General features: G+C 71.5%; 23 protein-coding genes. 13 read left to right on the top strand and 10 right to left on the bottom strand.

Going from position 1 to position 25,829, the window contains the following annotated elements:
- Nucleotides 1-14: 14 nt before the first annotated feature.
- The 3 genes from E4T13_RS00525 to E4T13_RS00515 are packed head-to-tail and all read left to right on the top strand — an operon-like array spanning nucleotide 15 to nucleotide 4,770.
- Nucleotides 15-2,297: a penicillin acylase family protein gene (locus tag E4T13_RS00525; RefSeq protein ID WP_137176312.1), complete on the top strand. Its 2,283-nt coding sequence runs from the start codon at nucleotides 15-17 to the stop codon at nucleotides 2,295-2,297.
- Entirely contained in the window at nucleotides 2,297-3,787 is a 1,491-nt protein-coding gene (locus E4T13_RS00520) for a GH3 auxin-responsive promoter family protein (RefSeq protein WP_137176311.1), read from the top strand. Before E4T13_RS00525 ends, E4T13_RS00520 begins: the two co-directional genes overlap by 1 nt.
- Before the next feature lie 23 nt (nucleotides 3,788-3,810).
- On the top strand, nucleotides 3,811-4,770 hold the full coding sequence (locus E4T13_RS00515; protein ID WP_137176310.1) for an MBL fold metallo-hydrolase: 960 nt from the start codon (nucleotides 3,811-3,813) through the stop codon (nucleotides 4,768-4,770).
- Nucleotides 4,771-4,807: 37 nt separating this feature from the next.
- Here E4T13_RS00515 and bfr read toward each other — a convergent pair whose 3' ends face one another.
- Both bfr and E4T13_RS00505 read right to left on the bottom strand, forming a co-directional pair.
- The gene (gene bfr / locus E4T13_RS00510) at nucleotides 4,808-5,299 is read right to left on the bottom strand and encodes a bacterioferritin (RefSeq protein ID WP_137176309.1); all 492 of its coding nucleotides are present in this window, start codon (nucleotides 5,297-5,299) and stop codon (nucleotides 4,808-4,810) included.
- 122 nt (nucleotides 5,300-5,421) lie between these two features.
- Nucleotides 5,422-6,459 carry a Fe(3+) ABC transporter substrate-binding protein gene (locus E4T13_RS00505; RefSeq protein ID WP_206030048.1) on the bottom strand — a complete coding sequence of 346 codons (1,038 nt, stop codon included), beginning with the start codon at nucleotides 6,457-6,459 and terminating at the stop codon, nucleotides 5,422-5,424.
- A gap of 194 nt (nucleotides 6,460-6,653) precedes the next feature.
- On the opposite strand from E4T13_RS00505, the gene glsA reads away from it, so the two are divergent.
- On the top strand, nucleotides 6,654-7,595 hold the full coding sequence (glsA, locus tag E4T13_RS00500) for a glutaminase A (RefSeq protein ID WP_240790935.1): 942 nt from the start codon (nucleotides 6,654-6,656) through the stop codon (nucleotides 7,593-7,595).
- 3 nt (nucleotides 7,596-7,598) lie between these two features.
- Here glsA and E4T13_RS00495 read toward each other — a convergent pair whose 3' ends face one another.
- Together E4T13_RS00495 and E4T13_RS00490 are read right to left on the bottom strand one after the other, a co-directional pair.
- Nucleotides 7,599-8,381 (bottom strand): HpcH/HpaI aldolase/citrate lyase family protein, encoded by a 783-nt coding sequence (locus E4T13_RS00495; RefSeq protein WP_137176306.1) that lies wholly within the window; start codon nucleotides 8,379-8,381, stop codon nucleotides 7,599-7,601.
- Between the two features lie 55 nt (nucleotides 8,382-8,436).
- Nucleotides 8,437-9,042 carry a hypothetical protein gene (locus E4T13_RS00490; RefSeq protein WP_137176305.1) on the bottom strand — a complete coding sequence of 202 codons (606 nt, stop codon included), beginning with the start codon at nucleotides 9,040-9,042 and terminating at the stop codon, nucleotides 8,437-8,439.
- Nucleotides 9,043-9,245: 203 nt separating this feature from the next.
- Here E4T13_RS00490 and E4T13_RS00485 point away from each other — a divergent pair, with 203 nt between their 5' ends.
- The gene (locus tag E4T13_RS00485; RefSeq protein ID WP_137176304.1) at nucleotides 9,246-9,764 is read left to right on the top strand and encodes a DUF1269 domain-containing protein; all 519 of its coding nucleotides are present in this window, start codon (nucleotides 9,246-9,248) and stop codon (nucleotides 9,762-9,764) included.
- Between the two features lie 15 nt (nucleotides 9,765-9,779).
- Here the strand turns inward: E4T13_RS00485 and E4T13_RS00480 are convergent, their stop codons facing one another.
- Both E4T13_RS00480 and E4T13_RS00475 read right to left on the bottom strand, forming a co-directional pair.
- Nucleotides 9,780-11,387, bottom strand: coding sequence for a cisplatin damage response ATP-dependent DNA ligase (locus E4T13_RS00480; protein WP_240790934.1), 1,608 nt, complete (start codon nucleotides 11,385-11,387; stop codon nucleotides 9,780-9,782).
- A 142-nt stretch (nucleotides 11,388-11,529) separates the two neighbouring features.
- Nucleotides 11,530-12,582: a ligase-associated DNA damage response exonuclease gene (locus E4T13_RS00475; protein WP_240790933.1), complete on the bottom strand. Its 1,053-nt coding sequence runs from the start codon at nucleotides 12,580-12,582 to the stop codon at nucleotides 11,530-11,532.
- A 154-nt stretch (nucleotides 12,583-12,736) separates the two neighbouring features.
- Between E4T13_RS00475 and E4T13_RS00470 the strand changes: the two genes are divergently transcribed.
- From E4T13_RS00470 to pdeM, 4 genes are all read left to right on the top strand, one after another.
- A complete protein-coding gene (locus E4T13_RS00470; RefSeq protein WP_137176303.1) occupies nucleotides 12,737-13,921 on the top strand; it encodes a DUF563 domain-containing protein in 1,185 nt (394 codons plus the stop codon).
- A gap of 16 nt (nucleotides 13,922-13,937) precedes the next feature.
- On the top strand, nucleotides 13,938-14,708 hold the full coding sequence (locus E4T13_RS00465) for an FkbM family methyltransferase (RefSeq protein WP_170984720.1): 771 nt from the start codon (nucleotides 13,938-13,940) through the stop codon (nucleotides 14,706-14,708).
- Nucleotides 14,709-14,839: 131 nt separating this feature from the next.
- Nucleotides 14,840-17,404, top strand: coding sequence for a ligase-associated DNA damage response DEXH box helicase (locus tag E4T13_RS00460; protein ID WP_137176301.1), 2,565 nt, complete (start codon nucleotides 14,840-14,842; stop codon nucleotides 17,402-17,404).
- The gene (gene pdeM, locus E4T13_RS00455; RefSeq protein ID WP_137176300.1) at nucleotides 17,401-18,096 is read left to right on the top strand and encodes a ligase-associated DNA damage response endonuclease PdeM; all 696 of its coding nucleotides are present in this window, start codon (nucleotides 17,401-17,403) and stop codon (nucleotides 18,094-18,096) included. The genes E4T13_RS00460 and pdeM overlap by 4 nt, the downstream gene beginning before the upstream one ends.
- Before the next feature lie 36 nt (nucleotides 18,097-18,132).
- Here the strand turns inward: pdeM and E4T13_RS00450 are convergent, their stop codons facing one another.
- On the bottom strand, nucleotides 18,133-18,729 hold the full coding sequence (locus E4T13_RS00450; protein ID WP_137176299.1) for a fasciclin domain-containing protein: 597 nt from the start codon (nucleotides 18,727-18,729) through the stop codon (nucleotides 18,133-18,135).
- Nucleotides 18,730-18,878: 149 nt separating this feature from the next.
- Here E4T13_RS00450 and E4T13_RS00445 point away from each other — a divergent pair, with 149 nt between their 5' ends.
- The 3 genes from E4T13_RS00445 (at nucleotide 18,879) to ppk2 (ending at nucleotide 22,144) form a co-directional block, all read left to right on the top strand.
- Complete coding sequence (locus E4T13_RS00445; protein ID WP_137176298.1) at nucleotides 18,879-20,330, top strand: deoxyribodipyrimidine photo-lyase; 1,452 nt, start codon at nucleotides 18,879-18,881, stop codon at nucleotides 20,328-20,330.
- Entirely contained in the window at nucleotides 20,327-21,058 is a 732-nt protein-coding gene (locus E4T13_RS00440; RefSeq protein WP_137176297.1) for a metallophosphoesterase, read from the top strand. The genes E4T13_RS00445 and E4T13_RS00440 overlap by 4 nt, the downstream gene beginning before the upstream one ends.
- 102 nt (nucleotides 21,059-21,160) lie before the next feature.
- Complete coding sequence (gene ppk2 / locus E4T13_RS00435) at nucleotides 21,161-22,144, top strand: polyphosphate kinase 2 (RefSeq protein ID WP_137176296.1); 984 nt, start codon at nucleotides 21,161-21,163, stop codon at nucleotides 22,142-22,144.
- Between the two features lie 68 nt (nucleotides 22,145-22,212).
- On the opposite strand, the gene E4T13_RS00430 is transcribed toward ppk2, so the two are convergent.
- Genes E4T13_RS00430 through E4T13_RS00420 form a run of 3 tightly spaced genes read right to left on the bottom strand, consistent with a single transcriptional unit; the run spans nucleotide 22,213 to nucleotide 25,136 of the window.
- Nucleotides 22,213-23,814: a cryptochrome/photolyase family protein gene (locus tag E4T13_RS00430; RefSeq protein WP_137176295.1), complete on the bottom strand. Its 1,602-nt coding sequence runs from the start codon at nucleotides 23,812-23,814 to the stop codon at nucleotides 22,213-22,215.
- Nucleotides 23,801-24,409 (bottom strand): DUF6134 family protein, encoded by a 609-nt coding sequence (locus E4T13_RS00425; RefSeq protein ID WP_137176294.1) that lies wholly within the window; start codon nucleotides 24,407-24,409, stop codon nucleotides 23,801-23,803. Before E4T13_RS00425 ends, E4T13_RS00430 begins: the two co-directional genes overlap by 14 nt.
- Nucleotides 24,410-24,413: 4 nt before the next feature.
- The gene (locus E4T13_RS00420; RefSeq protein WP_137176293.1) at nucleotides 24,414-25,136 is read right to left on the bottom strand and encodes an SDR family NAD(P)-dependent oxidoreductase; all 723 of its coding nucleotides are present in this window, start codon (nucleotides 25,134-25,136) and stop codon (nucleotides 24,414-24,416) included.
- A 104-nt stretch (nucleotides 25,137-25,240) separates the two neighbouring features.
- Here E4T13_RS00420 and E4T13_RS00415 point away from each other — a divergent pair, with 104 nt between their 5' ends.
- On the top strand, nucleotides 25,241-25,798 hold the full coding sequence (locus E4T13_RS00415; RefSeq protein WP_137176292.1) for a histidine phosphatase family protein: 558 nt from the start codon (nucleotides 25,241-25,243) through the stop codon (nucleotides 25,796-25,798).
- Nucleotides 25,799-25,829: the final 31 nt, after the last annotated feature.

Raw genomic sequence — 25,829 nt, 5'->3', positions numbered from 1 at the left:
ATGTCCCGCGGGCGATGACCGGCAATCCCCTCACGTCACGGCTGCGAGCGCTGCTGTTCGCCGCCCTTGCCCTGCTGCCGGGCTGCGCGGCGATGTCGCCGCGCCCGGTGACGGTGGAGCACCGGCTGGCCGCGCTGCCCGTCGCCGGCGCGCCGGTCTCGCGTCCGGTCGAGATCCGCTGGAACGACGCCATGATCCCCTGGATCACCGCGGAGAACGACGAGGATCTCGCCGTCGCGCTCGGCCTCGTGCATGGCCATCTGCGCGGTGCGCAGGTGATGCTGATGCGCCGCGTCGCGCTCGGCCGCCTTGCGGAGGTCGCGGGACCGCCGGCCGCCGATGTGGACCACGCGCTGCGCATCCTGGGCTTCGGCCGCGCCGCGCCGCAGATCGTCGCCGCCTGGCCGCCGGAGACGCGGCGCTTCGTCCTGGCCTTCCTGCGCGGCCTGAATCATGCGCTGCGCAACGCACCGCGCCCGCCGGAAGCCGGGCTGCTCGCACTCGACCATGAGGAGATCACGCCGGAGGATCTGCTTGCCGTTGGGCGCCTTGCCGGCACCGACATCAACTGGCTGGCCTATCTGTCGCTGCTGCCGCAGCGCGGCCAGCCGGGCTTCGCGGAGCTCTGGGCCCGCACGCGGGAAGCCGGCGGCAATCCTGTCGGGACGCAGCAGGCCGGTCTGCTGCAGACCATCCTGGAAGGCACCTCGCGCAGCGGCAGCAACACCATCGCCGTCGGCGCGGCGCGCAGCGCGACCGGCGGCGCGCTGATCGCGTCGGACCCGCATCTCGGGCTCAACATGCCCAATCTCTGGCTCGTGGTCGGCATGCGCTCGCCGGGCTTCCACGCGGTCGGCCTGATGGTGCCGGGGCTGCCGATCCTCGGCGTCGGCCGGAACCCGCATGTCGCCTGGGGCGGCACCAACCTGCGCGCCGCCTCCTCCGACCTGTTCGACGTCGGCGCGCTGCCGCCCGACGCCTTCCGCACGGAGACCGCGCGCATCCGCCAGCGCCTGTGGTTCACCACGGAGCGCAGGGTGCGGGTCACGCCGCTCGGCCCGGTGATGACCGATGGGGCGCTGCTGCCCGGCAACGGCGCGACGCTGGCGCTGCGCTGGGCCGGACACACCCCGACCGACGAGATCACCGCCCTGCTGCGCGGCGCCCGCGCGACGGATGGCGACAGCTTCCGGGCGGCCTTCGCCGGCTTCGGCGTCTCCGCCCAGACCATGCTGTGGGCGGACAGCCAGGGCCGCGTCGGCCGCTTCATCGCCGCGACGCTGCCCGACCGCACCGGCTTTCCCGCGCAGGATTTCGTGCTCGACGCGCGCGACCCGCAGGCCACCGGCGCCTGGGCGCGGCTGCGGGATTCGCGCACCCTGCCCGCCGAGACCGCGTCGCCGCAGGGCGCGCTGGCTTCCGCCAACAATCGCCCGCGCTGGGCGGAGGTGGCCGGCGCGCCACCGCTCGGCTTCTTCTTCTCCGACGACGACCGCGTGCTGCGACTGGAACAGCTTCTGGCCGAGACGCCGCGCCACACGCCCGAAAGCATGGCCGCGATCCAGCGCGACATCCGCTCGCCGCGCGCCGCGCAGCTCTCGGCCGAGCTGAACGGCCGTCTTGTGGCGCTGCCGGGCGGTCATCCCGCGCCGCGCCTTGCCGCCGCGCTGCGGGGCTGGCAGGGCGACTACGCCGCCGACAGCCGCGCGCCCGTGGCGTTCGAGGCGCTGCTGCGCCACCTCGTACCGGCGCTCATTCCGGAAAGCCGGCGCGACGCCACCGGCAACCCGCGCGGCGCCGAGACGCAGTGGAATTTTCTGAACGCCTTCCTGCTGCGCGACCTGGATGCGCTGGAGCCCGCGCGCCGCGACGCCGTGCTGCGCCAATCCGCGCTGGCCGCGCAGGCAGATCACGATCGGCTCGGCACCTGGGGCGAGCTGCATCGGCTGCGCGCGTCGCACTGGCTGGTCAACCTGCCCGTCCTCGGGCGTTATTTCGTCTATGCCGACTACCCGACCGGCGGCTCGCGCGAGACGCCGATGAAGACGAGCCACGGACTTGTCGGCGATGCCCCGCGCGCCGCGACATTCGGCTCCATGGCACGCCATGTCAGCGACATGGCGGACCCTGACGCCAACTGGTTCACGCTGTGGGGCGGCCAGGATGGCTGGCTCGGCTCGGCCGCCTTCATGGACCAGGTAGCGCCATGGCGCGAGGGCCGCTCCATCCGCGTCCCGCTTCGCCCCGAGACCGTCGCCGCGGAGTTCCCGCGCGTGACGCGGCTGGCACCGCCCTGATGCTGGACGGCACGCCGCTGCTGCGCCCCCTCGCGCGCCGCCGCGCCGCGCGGATGCTGGCGCTCGATCCCGCGGCGGCGCAGCAGGCCGTGCTGCTGGGCCTGGTCCGCACCGCGCAGGACACGCGCTTTGGCCGCGCGCACGGCTTCGACCGCATCTCCTCCGTCGCGGATTTCCAGTCCCGCGTGCCGCTGCGCCGCTACGAGCAGGTCTGGTCCGAGTTCTGGCAGCCCGCCTTCCCGGTGCTGGATGGCGTCACCTGGCCGGGGCGCATCCCCTATCTCGCGCTGTCCTCCGGCACGACCTCCGGCACGACGAAATACATCCCCGTCACGCGCGCGCAGATGGCGGCCAATCGTGGCGCCGCCTTCGACACGCTGGCCTGGCACCTGCACACGCATCCACGCGCGCGGCCCTTCGCCGGGCTCACCTTCCTGCTCGGCGGCTCGACCGCGCTGCAGGAACTCGCACCGGGCGTGCGCGCCGGCGACCTCTCGGGCATCGCGGCGCATGAGGTGCCGTGGTTCCTGCGCCGCCGCGCCTGGCCGCCGGAGGATCTCGCGCTGATCCCGGACTGGGATGCGAAGCTCGCCGCGCTCGTCGAACGGACTCCGCGCGCGGATGTGTGCGCGCTGACCGGCACGCCCTCCTGGCTGCTGATGCTGCTGCACCGGATGGCGGCGGAGGGCACACCGCCCTTGCCCAATCTCGAATTGCTGATCCACGGCGGCGTGGCCTGGGCGCCCTATCGCGACCGCATCGCGCCCTTCCTGCCGCCAGGCTGCGCGACGCGGGAGGTCTATCCGGCGAGCGAAGGCTTCGTTGCCATTCAGGACCGCGCCGAGGGCGAGGGCATGCGGCTGGTGCTGGACCGCGGCTGCTTCTTCGAATTCGTGCCGGTCGGGGAACTCGATGCCCCGAGCCCGACGCGCCACTGGGCCGCGACGATCGAGACCGGCCTGGACTACGCCGTCGTGCTCTCCAGCAATGCCGGGCTGTTCGCCTATGTGCTCGGCGATGTCGTGCGCTTCGTGGAGCGCGCGCCGCCGCGGCTGCTGGTGACGGGGCGCACCGCCTGGATGCTCTCGGCCTTCGGCGAGCATGTGACGGGGGAAGAGATCGCCGCCGCGCTGGCGGCCACCGGCGCGGCGATCGGCGAGTGGTGCTGCGGCCCGGAATTCGTGGGCGAGCTCGGCCGGCACCGGCTGGTGGCCGAAGGCAATGCGGCAATGGCCGCGGCCGAACTGGCGGAGCGCCTGGATGCCGCGCTGTCGGCGGCGAATGCCGACTACGCGGCGCACCGCCAGGGCGGCCAGATGCTGCCGCCTTCGGTGGACATCGTCCCGCCCGGCCGCTTCGAAGCCTGGATGCGCGCGCAGGGCAAGCTCGGTGGCCAGCACAAGGTCCCGCGCGTCATCGCCGACCCCGCCCGCTTCGCCGCAGCGGCGGCGGCGTTGACCTCGGACGGGCGCGCCACACCTTCTTCTTAGGGCTGACGGAACAGGAGGGATCGATGCTCACGCGACGGATGGCGCTCGGCGCCGGGGTGGCGCTGCTCGGGGCGGGTGCGGCGCAGGCCGCGGCGCCGATGCGCGGCGGGCAGGTGGCGGGGTGGTACCGCTTCCGGCTCGGCGCCTTCGAATGCACGGTGATCTCCGACGGCGCGATCAACCTGGCGCCGCCCTATCCGACATTCGGCGGCAGCGTCGCGACCGAGGCGGAGGTGACGGAGGCGCTGCGTGCCGCCTTCCTGCCGACCGACCGGCTGCCGACCTTCGTGAACTGCCTGGTCGTGAACACGGGCCCGTCGCTGGTGCTGCTCGATGCCGGCGTCGGACCGAAACCCGCCTTCGGCCCCGGCACCGGACGCCTGCCGGCCTCGCTGGCCGCCGCGGGGATCTCGCCCGCGGATGTGGACGTGGTCGCCTTCACCCATGCCCATGCCGACCACAGCTGGGGCATCGCGGACGCGGCCGGCGCCGATGTCTTCCCCAATGCGCGCTTCCTGATGACCGGCGCGGACATCGACTTCTGGACCGCCGAGGCGAATCTCGCCCTGCCGGAGCCGCTGCGCACGCTGGTGGCCGGCACGCGCGAGGTGGTGCTGCCGCGCCGCGCGCGTTTCGGCACGCTGGCGACCTCCGCCGAGGTCGTGCCCGGCATCCGCGCGATGCCGACGCATGGCCACACGCTCGGCCATGTCAGCTTCCTCATCGAGAGCGAGGGTCAGCGCCTGCTGGCGATGGGCGACGTGGCGAACCACGCGGTGCTGGCCCTGCAGCGCCCCGACTGGCCCTTCGGCTTCGACGCCGACCCGGCGATCGCCGCCGCCACGCGGCGCCGCGTGCTGGACATGGCCGCGACCGACCGCCTGCAGGTGCTGGGCTATCACTTCCCCTGGCCCGGCCTCGGGCATGTCGAGCGCCGCGGCCAGGGCTTTGCGTTCGTGGCGTCGCCCTGGACCTGGGGCTGACGTCGGGTGGGGGCCGGGGAGCGTCAGGCGCCCCGGCTCACTCCCCTTCCTGCTCCGTCGCCGGCGCGCTGTTGAGCAGGATGTAGCGCTCGATCCCGATCTGCCGGATCAGGTCGAACTGCCGGTCGAGGTAGTCCTCGTGCTCCTCCTCGTTCGCGAGGATCTTGAGCAGCAGGTCGCGGGAGACGTAGTCGCGCACGGATTCGCAATAGGCGATGCCCTCGCGCAGGTCGTTGAGCGCCTTCTCCTCGAGCTTCATGTCGCATTCCAGGATCTCCTGGACATTCTGCCCGATCAGCACCTGGTTCAGCCGCTGCACGTTGGGCAGGCCGCCGAGGAACAGGATGCGCTCGATCAGCCAGTCGGCGTGGCGCATCTCCTCGATCGATTCCTCGTATTCCTTCTTGCCGAGCTTCGTGACGCCCCAATGCATCAGCGTGCGGGAATGCAGGAAATACTGGTTGATCGCGGTCAGCTCGTTGGTGAGCTGGATGTTGAGGTGTTCGACAACCTTTGGGTCACGCAGCATTCGTCCGGCCCTTATCCGAATGGCATTGGCGGGAGGGGAGCACGGGAAGGCGTGCCGCACCAAGGATGCGGCACGCCGTTCCCGTCATTGTGGCCGGCCTGTCCGGCCAGCGCGGCGCAGGCTCAGCGCCAGCCGGCGCGCTGCATGATGCGCAGCGCCTCGGCGGAATTCGCGGCCAGCCGGTCGCCATTGATCGGCTCCGCGCGGAAGCGGCCGAGCGCTGCCAGCGCCGGATGCAGCGGCACGTCCTCGACCACCGGGTATTCCATGTTGCCCAGCGCGAGGATCTCCTGCGCCTCGCGGTTGGTCAGGAACTCCAGGAAACGCACGGCATTGGCGCGATGCGGCGCCGTCTTCACCAGCGCGGCGCCGGAGATGTTCACATGCGCGCCGCGATCGCCCGGCGCCTGGTTCGGGAAGATAACCCCGATACGCTCGAACAGCTCCTTGTCGGCGGGCGCCTGGGACGCGCCGATGCCCGCGAGGTAGTAGGTGTTGGCGATGGCGAGCTGGCACTGGCCGGAAGGGATGGCGCGGAACTGATCGCGGTCGCCGCCCTGCGGCGGGCGGGCGAGGTTCGCCGCCACGCCCTTCGCCCAGGACTCGGTCGCAGCCTCGCCATCGGCGGCGAGGATCGAGGCGGCGAGGCTGACGTTGTACGGATGGTTCGCCGCGCGCACGCAGATCTGGCCGCGGAAGCGCGGATCGGCGAGATCCTCGTAGCGTAGCAGGCCCTGGGGCAGTCCGCGCTGCTTGTCGTACATGATCACCCGGGCGCGCTGCGACAGGGCGAACCAGTTGCCCTGCGGGTCGCGCAGGCCCTGCGGCACGCGCTGGTCGATCAGCGCCGAGCCGTGCGGCGCGGTGATCCCCGCCTCCTTGGCACGGGCGAGGCGGGCGGCGTCCACGGTAATGAACACATCGGCCGGGCTGTTCGCACCCTCGTTGCGGATGCGCTCGATGAGCTGGTCGGCATTGCCCTCGATCAGGCGGACGCGGATGCCGGTCTCGCGCGTGAAGGCGTCGTAGAGCCGGCGATCGGTGTCGTAGTGCCGCGCGGAATAGACCGCGACCTCCCCGGCGTTCTGCGCCACGGCCGGCGCGGCGAACGGGGCGAGGCCGATGGCGGCGAGGACAGGCAGAAGAAGGCGGCGGTGCATGGGTCTCTCCCGACGTTGAGCCCCCATTTAACGACAATGAGAACCATTCGCAAGAGATTGTCGCCGCGCGTGCCGGTTGCAGGCCCCTGCCCGGCTCGGCTAGGCAGGGCCTGGGAAACGCAAGCACGGCCTCTTTCAGAGGAAACCGTACGCCGATGCTTGCCCTGCATCCCCGACCTGATCCCCTGCCCCGCATGCTCGCGGAGACCCATCAGCGCCTGGGCGCGGTGAAGGACGGTGCCGTCGCCACCTACATCCCCGCCCTTGCAGCGGTGCCGCCCGACCTGTTCGGCCTGGCCACCGTCTCGGTGGACGGCAGGGTGGCGGAGGCCGGCGACAGTCGGCACCCCTTCACCATCCAATCCGTGTCGAAGCCCTTCACCTATGCGCTGGCGCTGGACCTGCTCGGGCGCCGGCCGGTGCGGGCCGCGGTCGGCGTGCAGCCCATGGCGGAGGCGTTCAACGCGCTGGTGCTCGATCCCGTGCGCAGCCGGCCCTTCAATCCCATGGTCAATGCCGGCGCGATCGCGGTGGCGGGGCTGCTCGGCGATGCGCTCGGCGCGCAGGCCTTCCCGATGCTGCAGCAGCGGCTCTCCAGCGCGGCCGGCCGAGACCTGGCGCTGGACCACGCCGTGTACCGCTCGGAAGCCGCGACCGGGCACCGCAACCGCGCGCTGGCCCATCTGCTGCACGGCGCCGGCGTGTTCGGCGTGGCCGCGGAGGAGGCGGTGGACATCTACTTCCGGCAATGCTCGCTGATCGTCACCGCATGCGACCTGGCGGTGATGGGCGCGACGCTGGCCAATGTCGGCACCAACCCCGTGACGGGCGCCGAGGTCTACGGCGTGGAGGCGGTGCGGGACACGCTTTCGGTCATGTTCACCTGCGGCCTTTATGACGGCGCGGGCGACTGGGCTTGCCGGGTCGGCGTGCCGGCGAAGAGCGGGGTGGGCGGCGGGCTGGTGGCGGTGGTGAACCGGCAGCTCGGCATCGGCGTGTTCAGCCCGCGGGTGGATTCCGCCGGCAACCCGGTGCGCGGCCTGATGGCCTGCGAGGCGCTGGCCGAGGAGCTCGGCCTGCACCTGTTCGAGCCGAGCAACCCCGGCTCCACCCTGCTGCCCGCGCTGGCGGGGTAGTGCCTATGCAAGACCGCGCAGGAACTTCGACCGCGCGCTCGCGCCCGCCATCAGGAAATTGTGGTCCGAGCCCGAGAGGATGAAGCGCGCGCCCAGGCGGATGTATTCGGGCGCCACCTTCTCGTCGTAGACGCCGCCCATGCCCATGACCTTGCCGTGCTTCGCACAGGCGGCGGCGACGGCCTCATAGGCCTTGCGCACATCCGGATGGCCGATCTGGCCCGCGATGCCCATGGTCGCAGTGAGGTCGGAGGTGCCGATCAGCAGCACATCCACCCCTGGCACGGCGGCGATGGCATCGGCATTGGCGACCGATTCCGGCGTCTCCACCATGCAGACCACCAGAATCTCGGCGTTCAGCTCGGCCTGCGCCGCGGCGGGGTTCACTGCGCCCAGGCCATAGGCGAAGGGCGGCCCGCCCCAGCTCCGGCTGCCGACAGGCGGGAAGCGATAGGCCTGCACCACGGCCTGCGCCTCCTCCGCCGTGTCCACATGCGGCACGACGATACCCATGGCGCCGTTGTCCAGGCAGCGCGTGCCCTCGAAGATCGCGTCCTTGCACACGCGCACGATCGGCGTGACGCCCTGGCTCAGCGCGGCGATCGAGATGCGCGTGGCGTCGTCCACGCTCATCGCGCCATGCTCCATGTCGATGAACAGCCAGTCATAGCCGCTGGCCGCCGCGATCATCCCCACCGCACTGCCGCGGAGGTTGTGGACCCCGAAGCCGAGCGCCAGCCCGCCCTCCGCCAGGCGCTTGCGAACATGGTTGGTGACGATCGGCATGTCCGGCGTTCCCCCGTTATGGCGGGGGCCAGCGCACCACCGCCGGGCGCGCGGGTCAATGCGCCGGGCGCAGGCGGCGGTAGTACAGCACGACGCCGCCGACCAGCGCGGCGAGGATCAGCACGACAAGCAGCAGCACGACGTTCTCGTCCAGCCAGGCGATGACCGGGATGGCCAGCGCCAGCAGCACGCCCGTCGCGCAGATCATGGCGGACCAGGCATGCACGCCGGCCACGAAGGTGCCCATCGCCAGGAGGCTCAGCAGCATCAGCCCCGCCGCGTTGTCGTTCAGCACGCCGCGCACGGCGGGAGTCAGCACTACGTACATGGCGACCAGGAAGGCCAGCCAATGCAGCGCCTGCGTCACCACCAGCCGCGTACGCAGCCGGTCGGCCGTGGCGCGCGCCCACCCATGCCACAGGCAGGCCGCGAAGTAGCAGGGCACCAGCGCGATCCACACCCAAAACACGCCGCCGCCGGGCTGGTCCGCAGCGGGCCGCGACAGGCTGGTGTAGGCGATGGCGAGCAGCGCCGCGACCACCATGGCCAGGTGCACCGCTGCCGTGCGGCGCCACTGCGTCGCGCGGGCGGGCGGCTCCGGCTGGGGTGCCGTAACGGGTGGCGGCGGCGAAATCTCCGTCTGCCCTGCCAAGCCGCTCATCCGTGCCTACCCTCCCTCGACCGCGTCGCCCAGGCGTCGCCGCCGCTCAGCCTAATGCGCGGCTGTGCGAGGCGCCAATGCGGCCAGGGCGGGAATCGTGCCCGCTGCACAGAAAGAAGAGGGAATGTCATCTCCCCCGCGCGCATCCCGTGCTTTCATGCGCCGCGTCCGCCCCGGGGGCGGTGAATGCAAGGAGAGATCACATGGCAGACCTGCTCGTCATCAGCTTCCCCACGGAGGCGCCGGCGGAGGAACTGCGCGCCAAGCTCATCGGCATGCAGCGCGAATACCTGATCGAACTCGGCGACGCCGTGGTGGCGGTGAAGCAGCCAAATGGCGAGGTCAAGCTGAACCAGCTTTTCAGCCCGACGCTCGCGGGTGCTGCCGGCGGCACGCTGTGGGGCACGCTGATCGGGCTGATCTTCCTCATGCCGCTGGCGGGTGCGGCGATCGGCGCGGCCTCCGGCGCGCTGAGCGGCAAGCTCACCGATGTCGGCATCAACGACCAGTTCATGAAGGACGTGGCCAAGCAGCTGCACGACGGCAATGCCGCGCTGTTCCTGCTGATCCGCAAGATGACCGCCGACAAGGTGCTCGCCGCGATCGAGGGCTCGGGTGGCACGCTGCTGCGCAGCTCCTTCGACGAGACGAAGGAAGCGCAGATCCGCGAGGCGCTGGCGCACGCCCAGGCCGCCGTGGCGCAGGTGCCGAAGCCGGCCTGACGGGCACGCGGCGCGCTATTCCTCCGGCGCGCCGCCCACGATCATCGCCTCCAGCGTGCCCAGCCGGTCGGCCTCGGCCGCCGGCTTGTCACGGCGGATGCGGGCAATGCGGGGGAAGCGCAGCGCGACGCCGGATTTGTGGCGCGTGCTGCGCTGCGCCGCATCGAACTCCACCTCCAGCACCAGCGCCTTCTCCACCTCCCGCACGGGGCCGAAGCGCGCGGTGGTGTTGTTGCGGATCCAGCGGTCGAGCCAGAGCAGCTCCTGGTCGGTGTAGCCGGAATAGGCCTTGCCGATCGGCACCAGTTCCTGGCCACCCTGCCCGTCCGGGCGCCACAGGCCGAAGGTGTAGTCGGAATAGAAGCTGCTGCGCTTGCCGTGTCCGCGCTGCGCATACATCAGCACCGCATCGACGTTCAGCGGCGCGCGCTTCCACTTCCACCACAGCCCCTTCACGCGCCCGGCGACATAAGGGCTGTCGGCACGCTTGACCATCAGCCCCTCGATCGCCGCCTCCCGCGCGCCGGCGCGGATTTCCTCGAGTTGCGGCACGCTGTCGAAGGGCACCATGGCGGAGAGGTCCATGCGCGCGGGCCGGGTGCGGGCGAACCAGTCCTCCAGCCGCGCACGGCGCGCATCGAAGGGCAACGTACGCAAATCCTCCTCGCCCTCGAACAGGATGTCATACAGCCGCACGGCCACCGGGTGCTGCGCCATCATCCGGGGCGTGACCAGCTTGCGGTTCAGCCGCTGCTGCAGGTCGGAGAAAGGCGCTACGACACCGTCGCGCATCACCAGCAACTCGCCATCCACCACGGCGCGGAAATCCATCGCCTCGACGATCTCGGGGAAGCTGCCGGAGATGTCCTCGGCGCCGCGAGACCAGATGCGCCGCCCGCCGGCGGTCGCCGAAAGCTGCACGCGGATGCCATCCCATTTCCACTCCGCGCGGTGCGTCGCGGGATCGAGGCCGGCGAGGTCGGGGCCTTCCAGCGGATGCGCCAGCATCAGCGGGCGGAACACCGGCGCGTCGCGTGGATCGGGCCGCGGTCCGCGCCCCTCCAGCCAGTCGAACAGGGGCCGGTAGGGCGCTTCCAGCCCGTGCCAGACCTCCTCGATCTCGTCCACGCCCTGGCCCGACCACTCCGCCAGCGCGGTCTTGGCGAGCCGCGCGGAGACGCCGACGCGCAAGCCCCCGGTGACCAGCTTGATCAGCGCGAAGCGGCCATTGGCATCCAGCGTGTCGAGCCAGCCCGCGATCATCGCCGGCAGCTCGGCCTTGGGCGTGACCTCCATGCATTCCACGACCTCCGCCAGACCCGGCGGCGGCGCATTCACTCCCGCGCGCTGCGGCCAGATCAGCGCAACCGTCTCCGCGAAGTCGCCGACATAGTCGTGGCTGAGCGCCAGCAGCGTCGGGTCGGTGCGCTCTGCGACAAGATCGCGCACCAGCGCCGGCTTGGCCGCGCGCAGGCTGAGTTCGCCGGTCAGCGCGGCCAGCCCGATGCCGCGATCAGGGTCCGGCTCCGTCGCGAAATACTGCCGGAGCAGCGCGAGCTTGGCGTTGCGGCCCGGCGTGAAGACCAGGCGCTCCAGCAGCGCCGCAAAGGCGGGCAGGCTCATTTTGTCTTGCCCTCAGACGCCGGGCGCCGGCTCCGCCGGCTTGGCTGCGCGCAGGCCGCTGCCGCGCCCGGGCAGGAGGCTGGTCTGTGCGCGGCGGCCATTCGGCCGCTCGGCGCGCTCCGCGCGCCGCCCTTCTGCCTTCTCATCCGGTGGTCTCCGACGTCGCCTCCTCATCCTCGTCCCCCCGCCCGACCAGGTGCAGCGCGCGCCCACGCACGCCACGCTGCGCCAGGGCGTGGCAGAGTGCATCCTCCCGCCCATGCGTCACCCAGACCTCCGGCGCCTGCACCGCCTCCGCCGTGTCCAGCAGTTCCGGCCAGTCCGCGTGGTCCGAGACAATCAGCGGAAGTTCCACGCCCTTCGCCTTCGCGCGCTGCCGCACCCGCATCCAGCCGGAGGCCGCGCAGACCACCGGCTCCGCCAACCGCCGCACCCACGGCGTCGCCTCGGCGCCGGAGGGCGCCAGCACGATCTCGCCGGCAAGCTGCCCACCCGCGCCCCGCTTGCGGTCCATCGGCACCGGCCTGAGGTCGCCAAGCTTCACGCCGAGTTCCTCATAGAGCGCGCAGAGCGCCATCAGCCCGCCATGCAGCCAGATCGGCCGGTCCCACCCTGCCTCGCGCAGCAGCCGGATCAGCCGCTGGCACTTCCCCAGCGCATAGACCCCGACGAGATGCGCGCGATCGGGGAACAGCCGCACGCTCTCCAGCAGCCGCGCCGCCTCGCGCTCGGCGGGCGGATGGTGGAAGACCGGCAGCGCGAAGGTCGCCTCGGTGACGAAGACATCGCAGGGCACCGGCTCGAAGGGCGCGCAGGTCGGGTCGCGGCGGCGCTTGTAGTCGCCGGAAACCACGATGCGGCTGCCCTTCCATTCCAGCACCACCTGCGCCGAGCCCAGCACATGCCCCGCCGGCACCAGGCGGATGGCCACGCCGTTGCGGGTGATTGTCTCGCCCGGCGCCAGCGCCTGCTGCACGCGCCCGGCGCGATCCTCGCCCATGCGCGCGCGCATGATCGCCAGCGTCTCCGGCGTGGCCAGCACCGCCGCGTGATCGGGGCGGGCATGGTCGGAATGGCCATGGGTGATGATGGCGCGCGGCACGGGGCGCGCGGGGTCCACGAAGAAATCGCCGGGCTCGCAATAGAGGCCCTGGGGCGTCACGCGCATCCAGCTTGCAGGATGGGGGGCGGTCATCGCGTCTCGGTCTGCGGAAGCGGGGATGTGGGGCGCCGCGGCGCCGCATCAACCATGCGGCGACCCGCGGCTTCCCGCAGCGAAAGCACGCTGGTAGCCTGCGGTTGCATCCAGGCGGCATGAAGGCGCGGAACAGGGCAGGCACGCCGCAGGCATGAGCGACGACCTCACGGGAGCATTGCGCGGCGCGGCGGTCGAGGAGATCCGGCTCGCCCTCGCCCCCGCCGCGCACGAATTGGCACGTGCTCCCTTCCCCCTGGTGGACCTGCGCCGCCGCGCGGAGGAACACCCGCCCTTCTCCGGCAGCGCGGCCTTCGCGGCAGACAGCCGCTTCATGGCGCTGCAATACGCGGCACCCATCCCGCTGAAGCCCGACCCGCTGCTGAGGGCGCGCAACGCCACGCTGCATGGCGGCGGCATCTGGGCCGAGGGCGCGTTCGTGCCCGCCTCGGTCCATCGCAAGCTGGTGGACACGATGCGCGCGGCAGAGCCGCAATTGGCGGACCTGCGCAAGCGGGGGAAGCTGCCGCGGCTTGAGGGCGCCACCGCGCTGATCCACACGCCGGGCTTCCGCAACTACTTCCACTGGATGACGGAATCCCTGCCGCGGCTCGCGGCGCTGGCGGAATACCGACGCCAGGGCGGCCGGCTGGACCGCATCCTGATCGCCCAGGCGGAGCCGAAGGGCTTCGTCATGCAGTCCATCGCGCTGTTCTTCCCGGAGCTGCTGCCGGTCGCCCAGGCCGTGGACAAGGCGCGCTTCGACCTGGAGGAGGCGCTGTTCTTCCTCGACTGGCGCGGCGTCGCGCCGGTCTTCACGCGCATCAAGACGACGACGGCGATGTTACTGGAACGCCTCGCCGCGCAGGCCGCGCAATCGCCGCCCGGCGCCTCGCGCGCGCTGCTGATCTCCCGAGCCGACGTGGACAACCGCTGCCTCGTGAACGAAGACGCTCTGATAGAGGCCTTCGCCCCCCTCGGCCTGGAATCTGTGCGCCTCACCGGCATGAGCGTCGAGGCGCAGATGCGCCTGCTGTCGGAAGCGCGGCTGGTGGTTGGTGTGCATGGCGCAGGGCTGACCAACACCATCTTCTGCCGACCCGGCACCGCGATGCTGGAGATCACCAGCACGCAGTATATCCGCCGCTCCCGCAGCTATGCTGACATCGCCGCCTTCCGCGGCTTTCCCTATGCGCTGGCCGTGGTGGACCAGGTGGGCGAGAACTGGGTGGTCACGCAGAATCGCGGCAACGACCTGGAGATCGCGCCGGACGCCCTGCCGGAACTCCGCCGCCTCGCCGAATCGCTGCTCGCCGCGCCGCTGGCCGGCGCCGCCTGATAAAGCCGGAGCCCCGATGGACAAGGACCCGCCCCAGCCGCTGGAGATCGCGCAGCATCTGCTGAACCGGATGAATGAGCTGATCCGGATGCAGCAGCTTGCGCTGCTGGGACCAGAACGCGTGCTGGAATTCGCCTACATGGACAACTGGGTGCGCATGCACCTGCCGCTCGCCGGGCAGGACGTGATCCAGAAGCGCATCCTGGCCCAGCGCACCTTCTTCGAAGCCAATCAGCTTGCCGACATCCGCGCAACGATCCCCGCCGGCGCGGTGGTGATCGATGCAGGGGCGAATATCGGCAACCACAGCCTGTATTTCGCCATGGTCTGCCGCGCCAGCCAGGTCCATGCCTTCGAGCCGATGCGCGTCGCCTATTCCACGCTGCAGAAGAACATCGAACTCAACGGCCTGCAGGACACGATCATCGCACACAACGTCGCGGTCGGCGCCCAGGCGGGCACGGCGGACCTGCTGCGCTATGTCGAGCACAACACCGGCGGCACGGTGCTCGGCCTGGACCAGCCCGGCATGTATCCGGTCGTGCCGATCGACAGCCTGCGGCTGGAACGCTGCGCCTTCCTCAAGATGGACGTCGAGGGCGGGCAGATCCAGGCGCTGCAGGGCGCGGCCGAAACCATCGCACGCTGCCGCCCGCTGATCTGGGTGGAACTGCGGTCGAAGCGGACGGAGTTCGACGAAGGCAACGCCAAGATGCAGTCGATGGGCTACCGCCTGCTTCGCCCGGTGGCGGGCTCGCCCGACGACTTCCTGTTCGGCCCGGCCTGAGCGTCAAAGGCCGCTCGCGGCTCCCTCCCTTGCGAAGCGGGGGAGGGATGGGGTGGGGGGACGAACGACCTTCGCCTCCTGCAATTCCTCCCCTTCCCGCCCCGCAAAACCCCCGCCATATTGCCCTCCGCATGGGAACATTGCCGGAACCTTTTGCCGGCTGGTTCGCCGGGCGCGGCTGGACCCCGCGGCCGCACCAGCTTGCGCTGCTTGATGCCGCCCGCCGCGGCGACAGCGCGCTGCTGATCGCGCCCACCGGCGGCGGCAAGACGCTCGCAGGCTTCCTGCCCAGCCTCATCGACCTGCACGCCGGGCCCCGCCCGGGCCTGCACACGCTCTACGTTTCGCCGCTCAAGGCGCTCGCGGTGGACATAGCGCGGAACCTGATGGCGCCCGTCGAGCAGATGGGCCTCGGCCTGCGCATCGAGACGCGCACCGGAGACACGCCTGCCAATCGTCGCGCCCGGCAGCGCCAGGACCCGCCGCAGATCCTTCTGACCACGCCGGAATCCCTTGCCCTGCTGCTGACGCTGGAGGATGCGACCGAGCTTTTCGCCGGCCTCGGCGCCGTGGTGGTGGACGAGATCCATGCGCTGGCCGGCACCAAGCGCGGCGACCAGCTTGCGCTCGGCCTCGCGCGGCTGGCGACGCTGGCGCCCGGCATGCGCCGCGTCGGGCTCTCCGCCACCGTCGCGCATCCCGATCCGCTGCGCGCCTATCTGTCCCCCACCGCGCGCGCGGATGACGTCGCGCTGGTGCTTGGCGAAGGCGGCGCGGAACCGCAGATCGACCTGCTGCTGCCCGAAGGCCGCCTGCCCTGGGGCGGCGAGATGGGGCTTGCGACAATGCCGGAGGTCTATCGCCGCATCCGCGACGCCGGCGTGACCATCGTCTTCGTCAACACCCGCGCCCAGGCGGAGCTGTGCTTCCAGGCGCTGTGGCGCCTGAACGACGACAACCTGCCGATCGGCCTGCACCATGGCAGCCTGACGGTCGAGCAGCGCCGCAAGGTCGAAGCCGCGATGGCGGCAGGAAAGCTGCGCGCGGTGGTCGCCACCGCCTCGCTGGATCTCGGCATAGACTGGGGCGCGGTGGACCAGGTGGTGCAGGTCGGCGCGCCGAAGGGCGTGGCGCGGCTGCTGCAGCGCATCGGCCGCGCCAACCACCGCATGGACGAGCCCTCCCGCGCCGTGCTCGTCCCGGCCAACCGCTTCGAGGTGGTGGAGTGCATCGCCGCGCGCCAAGCGATCCGCGCGCAGGAGCTGGATGGCGACCCGCCCCGCCCCGGCGGCCTCGACGTCCTCTGCCAGCATATCCTGGCGGTTGCCGTCGCGGGGCCGTTCCTGCCCGACGATCTCTACGCCGAGGTGAAACGCGCATCGCCCTATGCGATGCTGACGCGCGAGAACTTCGACGACGCGCTGCGCTTCGTCGAGGATGGCGGCTACGCCCTCAGCAACTACGACCGCTTCCGCCGCCTGTTCCGCGATTCCGAGGGCCGCGTGCATGTCCGCTCCAACACTGTCGCGCGGCAGCTTCGGATGAATCTCGGCACCATCGTGGACCTGCCGATGCTGAAGGTGCGGCTGCGCGGCGGTCCCGTGCTGGGCGAGGTCGAGGAATGGTTCGTCTCCTCCCTCACGCCCGGCGACGCCTTCATCTTCGCGGGCCAGCTTCTCCGGTTTGAAGGGCTGGACGGCCTCGCCGCGCTCTGCACCCGCGCCAGCGGCGGGGAGCCGCGCGTGCCGGTGTATGGCGGCAGCCGCATGCCGCTCTCCACCTGGCTCGCCGCGCGGGTGCGCAGCATCCTAGCCGATCCCAAGGCATGGAAGCACCTGCCGGAGCCGGTGCAGGAATGGCTGCGCCTGCAACGCCACGTCTCCACCCTGCCGCCCAGGGACGGCCTGCTGGTGGAGACCTTTCCTCGCGGTGGCAAGTTTTTCCTTCTGGCCTACGGCTTCGAGGGGAAGCTCGCGCATCAGACGCTCGGGATGCTGGTGACGAAGCGCATGGAACGCCTCGGCATGGCGCCGCTCGGCTATCTCGCCACCGACTACGTGCTCGCCTGCTGGTCCGCCTTCGAGCCCACCGGTGTCGAGCGCCTGTTCGAGGAGGATCTGCTGGGCGAGGAGCTGGAGGAATGGATGGCCGATTCCTCCATGCTCCGCCGCAGCTTCCGGAACATCGCCATCGTCGCGGGCCTGATCGAGAAGAACCATCCCAACGCAGAAAAATCGCGGCGGCAGATGACGATGTCGGCCGACCTCATCTACGACGTGCTTCGCAAGCACGAGCCGCAGCACATCCTGCTTCGCGCCACGCGCCAGGAAGCCGCGACGGGGCTGACCGATGTCGCGCGCATCGGCCTGGTGCTGGAACGCGCGCGACGCGGCGGCATCGTGCATCGCGCGCTGGATCGCGTCTCGCCCCTGGCCGTGCCCTCGCTGATCGAGAAGGGCCGCGAATGGGTCGCCGGCGGCGCCGAGGACGCGCTGCTTGCCGAAGCCGCCGCGATGGTCGAGGAGGTGACGGAGGGCGCCGAGCTGTTCAGCGAGACCCTGGCCGACCTGACGGACCACATCCCTGCCCGCGGCGACCGCGACCGCCCCCGCCGCCCGCGCGACCGCGCCCGCGAAGGCCGCGCGCGCCGTCTGCCCTGGAAAGCCCCGAAAGGCCTGGCCACGCCCACCTCATGATCGCCGCACCCATCCACCTCGCCGGCGAGCGCCTGATGCTCGATCCCGCCGGCCATGTCGCCTGGCCGGCCCAGAAGCTGCTCGCCGTCTCCGACCTGCATCTTGAGAAAGGCAGCCATTTCGCCGCGCGCGGCGCCATGCTGCCGCCCTACGACACGAGGGAGACGCTGGAGCGCCTCGCCCGCGCCCTGCGCCGCTGGCGACCGCAGCGCCTCGTGCTGCTGGGCGACAGCTTCCACGATGCCGCCGGCTGCGCACGGCTCGCGCCGGGCGATGCGGCAACGCTGCAACGTCTGTTGTCGGGGCTGGAGGTGATCTGGGTCCTCGGCAATCACGACCCGGCCGCACCGGTGGGGCTGCCCGGCGTCGCGGTCGCCGAGTGGCGCCTGGAACGGCTCGTCTTCCGCCATATCGGTCAGCCCGGAGCCACAGGCGAACTCTCCGGCCACTTCCATCCGAAGGCGACCATGCCCACGCGCGCGGGCGGCGTCACGCGGCCCTGCTTTGTCGCGGATGCGAAGCGCGTGCTGCTGCCGGCCTTCGGCGCCTACACGGGCGGCCTGGACATCGCCGACCCCGCCATCGGCCGCCTCTTTCCGCGCGGTGCGCGGGCGTTCCTGCTGGGCAGCGAGCGACTGTTCAGCTTCCCGACCGGCCCGCTGCGCTATGCTGCGGCGGCCCTCCCGGCATGAGGAAGCGGGGCGCGCCTGGGCGCGCCCCGCCACCCATCACGGCCAGATGATCTGGCTGATCGGATAGATCACGCCGTTGCTCGCGAGCACCGGGCTGCCGAGCACCTGCGCCGGCGCCGAAACCTGCATGCCCGCCGCGCCGAAGGCGCCGAGCTGCTGGCCCGGGGCCGGATTGCGGATCGTCATGTTGCCGGGCTGGCCGGAGATCTGCAGGTCGCCGCCATTCAACGTCTGGATGCGGCGGTCGGCGCCAGCGATCTGCTCAGGTGCGAAGGCACCCGCGACGACGTGGTTGTTGATCAGCGCCATCACGCGCTGCCGCTCGGCATCGCCCTGGTTCTGGCCCGAACCGCCCACGCCCAGGAGATCCTGCAGCAGGCCGGCCGGCGCGCCCGCGAAGGCCTGGTCCACCGGCGCGAACAGGGTCATCGGCGCCGCCTGGCGGAAACCCTCCACGGCGCTGACTCGCGTGACCAGGTCGAGGAAGCGGGTGAACCGCGTGTCGCCCGCCAGCGTGTCGGCAATGGTGCGGAGCGCGCCCTGGTTCTGCGCACGCAGGGCGCCCGGGGCGGCGAAGGCGGTCGCGGCCAGCGAACCGAAGGCGAGGAAGCCGCGCCTCTTGATGGAGGTCATCTCGATCGTCCTTTCTCGTTGGGTTGAGCCGGCTGCACCTGTCGTTTCAGGGCCGTCCGAACGCGCTGAGAACGCCGGCACCGGGGAATGGTTCTGCGGCTTGGACGTTTCGCGCTCGCGCAGCGCGGCGGCCGACCTACATGAAGAGCATGACCACCCCTGTCCTGATCTGGTTCCGCCACGACCTCCGGCTTGCCGACCATGCCGCCCTCGCCGCCGCCCTGGAGCCGGGCGGGAAGGTGCTGCCGGTCTTCGTGCTGGATGACGAAGCGGCGGGCGAGCACCGGTACGGCGCCGCCTCCCGCTGGTGGCTGAAGCAGAGCCTGGCGGCGCTGGCCGGCAGCCTCGCTGCGCGCGGCGCGCCGCTGCTGCTGGCCAAGGGCCGGGCGGAAACCATCCTGCCCGCTCTGGCGGACGCCACCGGCGCCCTTGCCATCCATGCCGGACGTGGCGTCGAACCCTGGGCCCGCGCGCAGTCCCGCCGGGTGCATGAGGCGCTCGCCGATGCCGGCCGCACCCTGCAGCTTCACACCACCGTACTGCTGCGGGAGCCGCATGGCTTCGCCTCCGGCAGCGGCAAGCCCTATGCGGTCTATACGCCCTTCGCCAAGGCGATGCTGGCCGCCGGCGAGCCCGGTGCCCCGCTGCCCGCGCCGCCCCGCATTCCCGGCCTGGAACAGCCCGCGGGCGGCGAGAGCCTCGACAGGATCGGCCTCTACCCCGTGCCCGGCGAGCCCGATTGGGCCGCAGGATTCGCGCAGCACTGGCAGCCGGGAGAGGCCGGGGCGCAGGCCCGTCTCGCCCGTTTCGCCGCGGGCGCGCTGGCCGGCTACGACGAGACGCGCAACCAGCCGGGGATCGAAGGCTCCTCCGGCCTGTCACCGCATCTGCGCTGGGGCGAAGTGTCGCCCCGTCAGGTCTGGCATGCGGCACGGGCTGGCGCGAAGGGCAGCGGCGTCGAGACCTTCCTGAAGGAGATCCTCTGGCGCGAATTCGCCTATCATCTGCTGTGGCATCGGCCGGAGATGCCGGAGCGCTGCCTGCGGCCCACATACGAGAACTTCCCGTGGGAGCCGGATGCGCGGCTGCTGGCAGCCTGGCAGCGCGGCCGTACCGGCTACCCCATCGTGGATGCCGGCATGCGCCAGCTCTGGCGCAGCGGCTGGATGCACAACCGCGTACGCATGGTCACGGCCAGCCTGCTGGTGAAGCATCTCCTGCAGCCCTGGCGCGACGGCGCGGCTTGGTTCTGGGACACGCTGCTGGACGCCGACCTCGCCTCCAACAGCGCCTCCTGGCAGTGGGTGGCAGGCTGCGGCACGGATGCCGCACCCTATTTCCGCGTCTTCAACCCGGTGCTGCAGGGCGAGAAGTTCGATCCGGACGGTACCTATGTCCGGCGCTGGGTGCCGGAACTCGCGAAGCTGCCCGCCGCCTTCATCCATCGCCCCTGGGAAGCGCCGGAAGGGATCCTCGCGGCAGCCGGCGTCCGGCTCGGCCAGGCCTATCCGCGCCCGATCGTGGATGCCGGGGAAGGCCGCGCGCGCGCCCTCGCCGCGCTCGCCGCGATGCGTCCGGATGGCGCGGTGGCGGCCGCGTGAGCACCGAACCCGGCCATCTCTGGCGCGGCTTCGCCGGACTTCGGGTGATCGCCGACGTGCACGGCGAATCCGAAGCCTTCCGCGCCGCGGTCGAAGGCGCGATGGCGGAGGACATGTTCGTCCTGCAACTCGGCGACCTGACCGACCATGGGCCGGACAGCCCCGGCGTGCTGCGCCAGATCTTTGCCCTGATCGACCAGGGGCGCGGGCTGTTCCTGCTGGGCAACCACGACCACAAGCTGCGCCGCGCGCTGACCGGCGCCCCGGTGCGGATGCAGGCCGAAGGTCTCGGCCGCACGCTGGCTCAGCTCGATGCCGCGCCGGACGGCGCCGACCTGAAACAGCGGGCCATCACCGAGATCGCCCGCGCACCCGCCTGGATCCGCGATGGTGGCCGGGTCTTCGTGCATGGCGGGTTCCATCCGGGCATGCTGCACGCCGCGCCGCCACCCGAGGCCGGCGCCGAACGCGCCGGAGGCCTGGTCACGCGCGCGATCTATGGGCAGGTCACGGGTCGCCTACGCGCGGATGGCTCGCCGGAGCGGTTGCATGACTGGGTGGACCGCATCCCCCGCGACATGCTGGTGGTCTGCGGCCATGATCGCCGCTCCACGGACGGAAGGCCGCTGGTGACGGAAGGCATTCTCGGCGGGCGCTGCGTGTTTCTCGATTGCGGGGCCGGCAAGGGTGGGCATCTCGCCTGGATCGACCTGCCGAGCTGGGCGTGAGCCGTCCAGGCGCAAATTCCGTCACGCGATTGACATAAATCAGTCCGGCTGAGGGCGTGTGCGTGCAGTCTGGCCGCAACGCCAGGACCGAGGAGCATGTGCATGCAAGATGACATCGCCCGTCCGCCGGACGCCGCGGCCGCGCCGGACAGCGCGCCGCAAGGCGCGCGCAGCATCGGCGGCGCCGCGGCAGAGTTGCACCGCGCGACCCGCGCCGCCGCCATGCGCCACGACCCGGAAACGGTGCGCCGCAGCTTCGAGACCGGCGAGTATCCCTATGCCACGCGGCTGACCGAAAAGGACTACCTGCAGCGCGTCACGCCGCTTCAGGTCGAGCTGCTGAAGGCGCAGGCCTGGGTGAAGAACGCCGGCGAGCGCGTGGTGATCCTGTTCGAGGGTCGCGACGCCGCCGGCAAGGGCGGCACCATCAAGCGCTTCATGGAGCACCTGAACCCGCGCGGCGCCCGCGTCGTGGCCCTGGAGAAACCGAGCGAGCGCGAGCGCACGCAGTGGTATTTCCAGCGCTATATCGAACATCTGCCGGCCGCCGGCGAAATGGTCTTCTTCGACCGCTCCTGGTACAACCGCGCCGGCGTGGAGCGCGTGATGGGCTTCTGCACCCCGGCCGACTACCTGGAATTCATGCGCCAGGCGCCGGATCTCGAGCGCATGCTCGTCCGCTCCGGCATCCGCCTGTTCAAGTTCTGGTTCAGCGTGACCCGCGACGAGCAGCATCGCCGGTTCGAGGCGCGGGAGACCGACCCGTTGAAGCAGTGGAAGCTCTCGCCGATCGACAAGGCGAGCCTCGACAAGTGGGACGACTACACCGAGGCGAAGGAGGCGATGTTCTTCTACACCGACACCGCCGACGCGCCCTGGGCCATCGTGAAGTCCAACGACAAGCGCCGCGCGCGGCTGGAAGCGATGCGCCACTTCCTCAGCACCCTGCCCTATCCCGGCAAGGACGAGCATGTGGTGCATGCGCCCGATCCGCTGATCGTCGGCGGCGCGGCGCATGTGATCGGGAAAAGCACGCATATCCTGGGCGCCGCGCTGCATCCCGAGCAGCGGCGCGCGCGGGGCTGAGTTCAAGAGGCCGCGAAGCGCCCCGGCACCGCCCTCTCCCCCGCTTATGGGGGAGAGGGCTCCTTCCCCTACAACAACCGCCCCTGCCCCGCTGGCGCGGCGCCCGTCTCAAGCGCGTCGAGAAACGACCGCGCCTGGTCGCGCATGGCCCGGACCTTCTGCGGGTCCATCCGTGCCAGCGTGCGCAGCGGCATCGCCATGCGGGGATTCTTCCCGAGACGCTCCGCATGGCGCGCGACGAAATCCCAGTAGAGGAAGTTGAACGGGCAGGCGCGCGCACCGGTCGCGGCCTTCACGTCGAAGGCGCAGCCGCGGCAATGGTCTGACATGCGGTTGATGTAGGCGCCGGACGCCGCATAGGGCTTCGACGCCATCACCCCGCCATCGGCATGAAGCGCCATGCCATGGGTATTGGGCAGTTCCACCCATTCGTATGCATCGGCATAGACCACCATGTACCACTCGTTCACCTCGGCCGGATCGAGCCCGGCGAGCAGCGCGAAATTGCCGGTGACCATCAGCCGCTGGATGTGGTGCGCATAGGCCAGGTCGCGGGTCTGGGTGATCGCCGCGCGCAGGCAGGCCATTTCCGTCTCGCCCGACCAGTAGAACCAGGGCAACCGTCGCCGCGCCTCCAGCGCGTTCGTCGCGCGGTATTCCGGCATGCGCAGCCAGTACACGCCGCGGACATATTCCCGCCAGCCGAGGATCTGGCGGATGAATCCCTCCACGGCGTTCAGCGGTGCTTCGCCGGCACGCCAGGCGCGTTCCGCCGCCGCGCAGGCGTCGCGCGGATCGAGGATGCCGACATTCAGCGCCGCGGCGATCAGCGCGTGGAACAGCGTCGGCTCGCCTTCCGCCATGGCGTCCTGGTAGGTGCCGAAATCCGGCAGCCGGTGCGCGACGAAATCCTCGAGCGCCGCAGCCGCATCCTCCGCCGTCACCGGCCAGCCGAAGGCATCGAGCGTGCCGAAATGGTCAGGGAATTCGCGCGCGACCAGCGCCATCACCGCCTGCGTCTCCGCGTCGGGCGGGAAGCGCAGGGGCGCAGGCGGCACGACGCCCTTGGCCAGGCGCTCTCGGTTGTCCTGGTCGAAGTTCCACTGCCCGCCCACGGGCTGGTCCGGCGCCTCCATCAGCAGCCCGGTAGCGCGCCGCATCTCGCGATAGAAGAACTCCATCCGGAGTTGCTTGCGCGTGCCGGCCCAGGCGCGGAACCGGTCGAGCGTGCAGACGAAGCGCCTATCCTCGCGGATCTCCACCGGCAGTCCCGTCGCCTCGCCCCAGCCGCGCATGTCCTGCAGCACGCGCCATTCGCCGGGATGGGTGCAGAGGATGCACGCCGCACGATGGCGCCCAGCCGCCCGCGCCACCTCGCCGGCGAGCGTGTGGGTGTTGGCGGGGTCGTCGAGCGTCACGTAGTCCACCGTCACGCCGCGCTGGCGCAGCCTGGCGGCGAAGTGGCGCATGGCGGAGAGGACGAGCGCGATCTTCTGCTTGTGGTGGCGCACATAGGTGCACTCTGCGCGCACCTCCGCCATCAGCACGACGTCGTCCGGACCGAGCCCGTCCAGCGCGCTCAGCGTGTCCGAGCACTGGTCGCCGAGCACCACGCGAAGGTTCGGCCCGGCGGCCTCGCGCGGCGCGCCGCGCGCGCTACCCCCGCGCATACCGGATCGCGCTGCCATCCTCGCCGGTGGTCTCGAAGCCCACCCAGGTGGCGCGCGCGTCATAGACGATCACCGCGCCCTCGCCGCCGACCAGCGTCACGCGCTGCCCGCCTGCCTCGGGCCGGCGCTCCAGCCGCGGCTCCACGGGCCGTCCCTCGCGAGGGTCGAACAGCGGCACGCCGGGGGTGAAATTCGCCGCGCGCCACCAGGTCAGCGGCGCCGCCTGCGCCGGAAGCAGGAAGTTGCCGGCCGTGCCGCGCAGCCGCAGCCCGTCGCCCTCGGCGCGCACCTCGCAGCCGCTCTGCCGGCCGTTCTTCTCGAGCCGGCTAGCCAGCCCGACCAGCCGCTCGCCCTGCCAGGCCTCCTCGGTCTCGTGCGCGTAGCGGAACACGGTGAAGCCGGCGAGCGTCACGGTGATGCGCACCTCGCTGCGGGCACGCAGCAACCCGCCTTCCTCGCGGAAGGTCACGCGATGCGTGCCGACCTCCTTCCCCTCGCGGATCACCTTGAAGGCCAGGTTCGCAGGCGCCGCCCGCGCGGCCCCGCCCAGCAGCGGCAGTAGCGCAAGCCCGAGCAGCGGACGGCGTGGCAGCATGCGATCACCCTTTCCCGGCGAGCGCCCCGCGCCCGCCATCGACCCCGATGACCTGCCCGGTGATCCAGCCCGCCGCGTCGGAGAGCAGGAAATCGGCCAGGGACGCCGCATCCTCCGCCTCGCCCAGGCGCTGCAGGGGATGCTGCTTCGCGATGGCCTCGGCCATCTGCGGGCTGCGGGTCAAGGGCTCGGCGAGTTGCGTTTTCGTCAGGCTCGGCGCGACGACGTTCACGCGGATCTGCGGCGCCAGTTCCGCCGCCAGGGAGACCGCGAGCCCCTCCACCGCCGCCTTGGCCGCGCCGATGGCGGCGTGGTTGGCGAAGCCCCGCCGCGCGGCGACCGAGGAGAACAGCACCACGCTGGCCTTCCCCGCCGTCAGCGCCGGCAGCGCGGCCTGCACCGCCATCGCCGGGGCCAGCGCGTTCAGCCGGAAGGTTTCGGCGAAATCCGCCTCGGCGAGCCGCGCCAGCGGCTTGAGCAGGATGGAGCCGACGCAGAAGGCTAGCCCCGCCAGGGGCGCGCCGGCCGCCGCCGCCACCGCGCGCAGCGCCGCCGCATCGGTCACATCCGCCGCCTGCCAGGGGGCGCCGATCGCCTCTCCCAGCGCCCGCAGCCGGCCGGCATCCCGCGCCACCAGCATGGGCTCCGCCCCGCGCGCCGCCAGCCGCCGCGACAGCGCCGCGCCGATCCCGCCCGTCGCCCCGAACACCAGCACCCGTCCCGCCATGCGACCCCTTCCCGTTCCGGCCGGCGGCAGATGGGGGCGTTGCGCGCGACGCAAACCCCGCCGAGGCAGACAGCGGCGCGCGACCGTGCTTAGGATGCCGGCCCATGCGACAATTGCTGCTGCTGCGGCACGCCAAGTCCTCCTGGGACGATCCGCGCCTGCCGGACCACGCACGGCCGATCAACGCCCGCGGCCGCCGCAACGCCGCCGCGATGGCCGACGCCATGCGCGAGCTCGGCCTCGCGCCGGATGTCGTGCTGGTGTCCTCGGCGCGGCGCACCCTGCAGACGCTGGAAGCGATCGGACCGCTCGACGGCCCGCCGCTGATCGAGCCGATGGACGCGCTCTACCTCGCGCCCTGGCAGACCCTGCTGGAGACGCTGCGCGGCGTGCGCGACACCGCGCGGAGCGTGCTGCTGGTCGGCCACAATCCCGGGCTGCACGAGCTCGCCATGGCGCTGGTCGGGCCGGCCGGCATGGCCAGCGGTGGCCCGATGGCCGCGCGCCTCGCCCTCGCCTACCCCACCGCAACGCTGACCGAGTTCAGCATCGCCCTGTCCTGGCGCCTGCTGGAAGCGGGCGGCGCCAGGCTGGTGCGCATCCTGGCTCCGGCGGACCTGCCGGCCGCCGAGGCTGGCGATTCGACGGAGGCGGCAAGCTGAGCGAAGAACCGCCCGCCGCGGCCTCGCCGGA

It is taken from the genome of Roseomonas sp. AR75 (assembly GCF_005222815.1).
Lineage (GTDB): Bacteria > Pseudomonadota > Alphaproteobacteria > Acetobacterales > Acetobacteraceae > Falsiroseomonas.
This window is presented reverse-complemented; position numbering and strand designations above follow the sequence as displayed.